Source organism: Streptomyces sp. NWU339 (assembly GCF_003143855.1).
Lineage (GTDB): Bacteria > Actinomycetota > Actinomycetes > Streptomycetales > Streptomycetaceae > Streptomyces.
In genome coordinates this window covers 1-4,148 of record NZ_QFRK01000143.1, presented here as the reverse complement: position 1 = coordinate 4,148, position 4,148 = coordinate 1, and the positions used below count along the sequence as shown (strand labels likewise).

Sequence of the window (4,148 nt, the reverse complement as noted above, 5' to 3'; positions counted from 1 at the left end):
TCCTCGAACAGGGCCGCGGCCAGCAGCAGGTAGACCACGACCCGCGCGGGCAGCTTCCGCAGCCGCTGCTGGACCCCTCCGCACTCGGCAAGCACGGCATCGACCAGCTCGAACGGAACGATCCGTGTCAACTCGCCCAAGTGACCCGGTGCATAAAGCCCTTCGGCCACCGTGACGACACGCGTGATGGCAGACTGTCCGGCCAGCGGAGCCTCCGGTGAGTGGACGGTTGTCTTGGTCGACTGCCAGTCCTACCGGGGCTCCGCTTCCCACGTCCGGCAAACCCACAGATCACAGCCGCCTGGACACCCGCACTCAAGCCGTAACTTCACGGCCTTGCGACAAAGCCCCCCAACAACCCTGCTCTGGCGTCGTCTGGGCATTCAAGCAGTCGCCACTGACAACAGGCCGTTTCTGTCGGACGCAGCACCAGTAGAGCACTCTCGGAGAGTGCATGCAGCCTTTTCCGGAAGGTCGAAGACCAGGGAGGTTGCGGGAGGGAAGATCGACTTGCCCGCGCTATCCCGAGTGGGTTACAACCTTCGCCAACGCCCCTACTTCGTAAGGGAGTTGTTCGGCCTGACCATGAGGAGAACCATGCAGTCGGGCCTTCCCGTCCCGTGGACTGCCGCAGCACCTTGGGTGCTTGTGGTGGCCGTCATTGTGATCGTGATCGGCATGCGTCCGGACCCGGCAACGGTCGGATCGTGCAGCGCCTTGCTGCTGGGGACTGCTGAGGCGTACCGCCGCCTCTCCCGGTAACCTCCACGGGTGGTCCTCGACGCTCTCCGAGGACCGCTCCCCGCCGACGCGGGGGTGTTTCAGTCGAGGAGCAGGGAGGTCGCCTCAGCTCTGCGCTCTCCCCGCCGACGTGGGGGTGCCCGACTGAACTCGGTCACTTACGGACAAGCCCGAGATCCTCATCCATCCGCAGTGTCTTGCCGCCGATCTTCACCACCTGTGCGCTCCCGCCCTGCACGGGCTGGCGGAGAACTCGCAGTTCTCCGAGCATCGGATGCTCTGTCCACGCCATCGGCGGGGCAATGCTTTCGGGATCCGCTTCTTTGAGCCAGTCGGCGCGGACGGGAATGGTGTGGCGCATCACCTCTCGAACGGACGAGACCGGCATCCTGCCGTCCGGTGCGGCATGGGGAAGCAGTTGCTCGCCGCCGAGGTCCAAGGTCACCCGACCGTCTTCCTGGACATAAGCGCACAACAGTCGCACCGAGTCGGCGCCGAGCCTGGTGGACACCTCCCACTCATCCTCTTCACCCGGCAGATCATGCAGGTCATGCAGCGCGCGAACGCTCAACGCGCGCGGGACCGCGAGAAGGGCGGCCATACTGCGTTCCGCCATCTCTTTGCCCCTGTGAGCTGTCCAAGCCTTCGTCTCGCTACCGCCCGGGTTGTTCCAGTCAAAGTCCTCGTTGTTCCCGTGGACGGCTTCGACCAGGCCTTGCACGTCACCCGGGACGGAGATGATCCCGCCCTCGATCCCGGCAAGAGTTCGGGAAGTAGTGGCAAGGAGGTGCTCGGAATACACTTCGCCCCACTGCTGTGGGGTCTTCCCGCCGCCCACGATCGGGTCGAGCACGACAAGACGCGGCCCGCTCGCCCAGCCCGGGCGGCCGCGGCCGTCGGGGTAGCCGTGCCGAGCCCAGTGGTTCTCATGCCGCCAGCACCGTCCGGCCCGCTGCAACAGCAGCGACAGCGGAGCAAGGTCGCTGATGACGATGTCGGCATCGAGGTCAAGCGACTGCTCGACGACCTGGGTGGCGACCACGATCCGGCGCAGCGGACGCGGGCCTTCCCGGCCCAGCCCTTCGGTGACCTCCCGCGTACGGGCCTCACGTACGTCCCCGGGGAAACGGGCGTGCAGCAGTTGCACGATTCCGCCCTGCTCGTGGGAGCGTTTGTCGAACCGTTCACGGAGCCTCAGATAGGTGTCCTGCGCGTCCCCTACGGTGTTGCACACCACCAGGGCCGTGCCGCCCTCCCCTTTACTCAACGGCGTCAGAAGCCGCTCGATCACCGCCTGCCGTGCCCGGGCACCAACACCGGAACCATGGACGACGGGCTCCACCACGACACCGAGCTCCATGACCCGCGCACGCGACTGCTCATACCGGCGGGCAGGCGAGATTTGGGTCGCCCGGCCGCTCTCCCCGTCCACATACAGCCACCCGGGGTAAGGCGCCGGGAACGTCCGTCCCCCCAGGGCGCGTGTCTTGTGGCCGGCACCCTTCAAGTACTCCTTGATCAGCTGGTCGCTGACCGACGCCGGCAACGTCGCCGACAGCAGGACGACCGGCACGCCGTACGCCCCGAGCCAGTTCAGCAACCGGCCCAACAGCACCTGCATGTACGGGTCATAGGCGTGGGCCTCGTCGACAACGAATGTCTTGCCCGACAGAGCCAGTAACCGCAGCGCGTTGTGCCGTACCGGCAGCACCGCCATCAGGGCCTGGTCGATCGTGCCGACCGCGAACTGGGCGAGCAACGGCCGCTTGGGTCCGCGCAGCCACCGTTGCGGCCGCATGTCGGCCTCCGCCCGCCTGTTCCCCTCCCCGAGCTCGTCGCCATCACACGTCAGCACGCTCTGCGCGTCCAGATCCTCATCGGCGTAAGCGCTGTTCAGCCAGGCCATGCTGTGGACCAGCGTCAGCCCGGCGTCCTCACCGGACTGACGCAGCAGCGTCTTTGCGACCCGCCCGTGCATCTGATCGCTGGTGGCCATCGTCGGCAGCAAAAACGCGTACCCCTGCGTGCCGAAGGCCTCGGACAGAACCCGCTCGGCCTCCAGAGCCGTCTCGCTCTTCCCATCCCCTGGAGCCGCGGTGACGAGGAAGATACCGCCACGACGCGCCTCCCCCACCGCCTCCCGCAGCTCGTCCATTACGGACCGCTGCAACGGATTCGGCTCGCCCTGGATGCCGTACGCCTCCGCGAATCCCTTGCGCTGCAACCCCACCCGGGCCAGCCCGGCCTCGGCCAGCAGACGGGGAGCATCCTGCTGAGAACGCTTGAAGTGATCCGCCAGCACTGACTCAAGCCCTCGCTGTCGCCCCCGAAGATAGTCCTCCTGACTGACCAGCCAGTCCGCGAGAATGACCACCCCCGTCACCAGCACCGCAGCCGACGCCTTGAACACCTCCGGCGCCTCCGGCTCTCCCAACGACTCGTGCACCACGGCGGCATGAGCATTCCTCTGCCGCGCCCAGGCGGCCCCACCGAGAAACGCCGGGGCGATGCCATCCTCGATGCGGTGAAAACGTCCGTGATGACCGCCGATGACCTCGGCCAGCCGCTCCGCGGCCCTCAAGTCTCCGTCAGCAGCGAAGCCCAGCTCCGCCAGCACTGCCTTCGCGCCCTGCAGGCCTGCCACGTCGTGCCCGAACCGCTCCACGCTCATCGTCATGCGGTCGCCGCTCAGCTCCGCGCTGAGATACTGGCTGCCATGGCGGGAGCAGAACTGAAACTCTGACAACTTGCCGAGGTCATGCAGACCGGCACACAGCCCGACGACCGCCCTCGCACGTTCCAGCTCGCCCGCCAGCCCCATCCCATCGGCGATCCGCACACGCTGGTTCTGGGACAGGTAGACATCCCAGAGGTGCAGCGCCATCGCGGCAGCATCCAAGAGGTGCCGGATCAGCGGATACGGCGGCAGCCCAGGATCCAAGCCTCTCGACTTCCCCCACACCGACTCATCCGGAGCTTCCCAGTCCTCCACCTACCTCGCCCCCTCACCCCCAGCAGTGGACCATGCCCCGCTGCTGGAGCCAGCATTCAAGCACTCCCCACTGACAGCGCTGCAGCCGTCCAGCCCCCCAGTAAGGTGACACCGTGAAGTCCCACCAGTCGCGATGCAAAGCCCCCTTCAATGCAAAGGAAGGGCAAAGCCCTTCTTGAGCCGCACCCATGAGGGCCGGGCCTGTCAAGGGGCGCAGACGGTCCCCGCCTGCGGCTTTCGGTGGGATGCCGGGGCGTTTTCCTCGTGGCTCTTCCTCGTGTCTGTCTGCGGGGCCGCCGCGTGGGAGGGGTCCAGTTGGAGCGCCCGGAGCCCCGCGAGGAACGAGCGGGGCGAGGACGAACGAGCTGGAGGCCGACGAGCGGCGGCCGACAATGGGGGCCGAGGAAGCGTCACG

General features: G+C 67.0%; 2 protein-coding genes. Both read right to left on the bottom strand.

The genetic code is table 11. From position 1 onward, the window contains the following. A partial coding sequence (locus DIZ27_RS44400; RefSeq protein WP_219933751.1) for a transposase domain-containing protein occupies positions 1-206 on the bottom strand: 206 nt, incomplete at its 3' end. A 689-nt stretch (positions 207-895) separates the two neighbouring features. Then, positions 896-3,703, bottom strand: coding sequence for an HD domain-containing protein (locus DIZ27_RS44390; protein WP_258308922.1), 2,808 nt, complete (start codon positions 3,701-3,703; stop codon positions 896-898). Between the last annotated feature and the right edge of the window lie 445 nt (positions 3,704-4,148).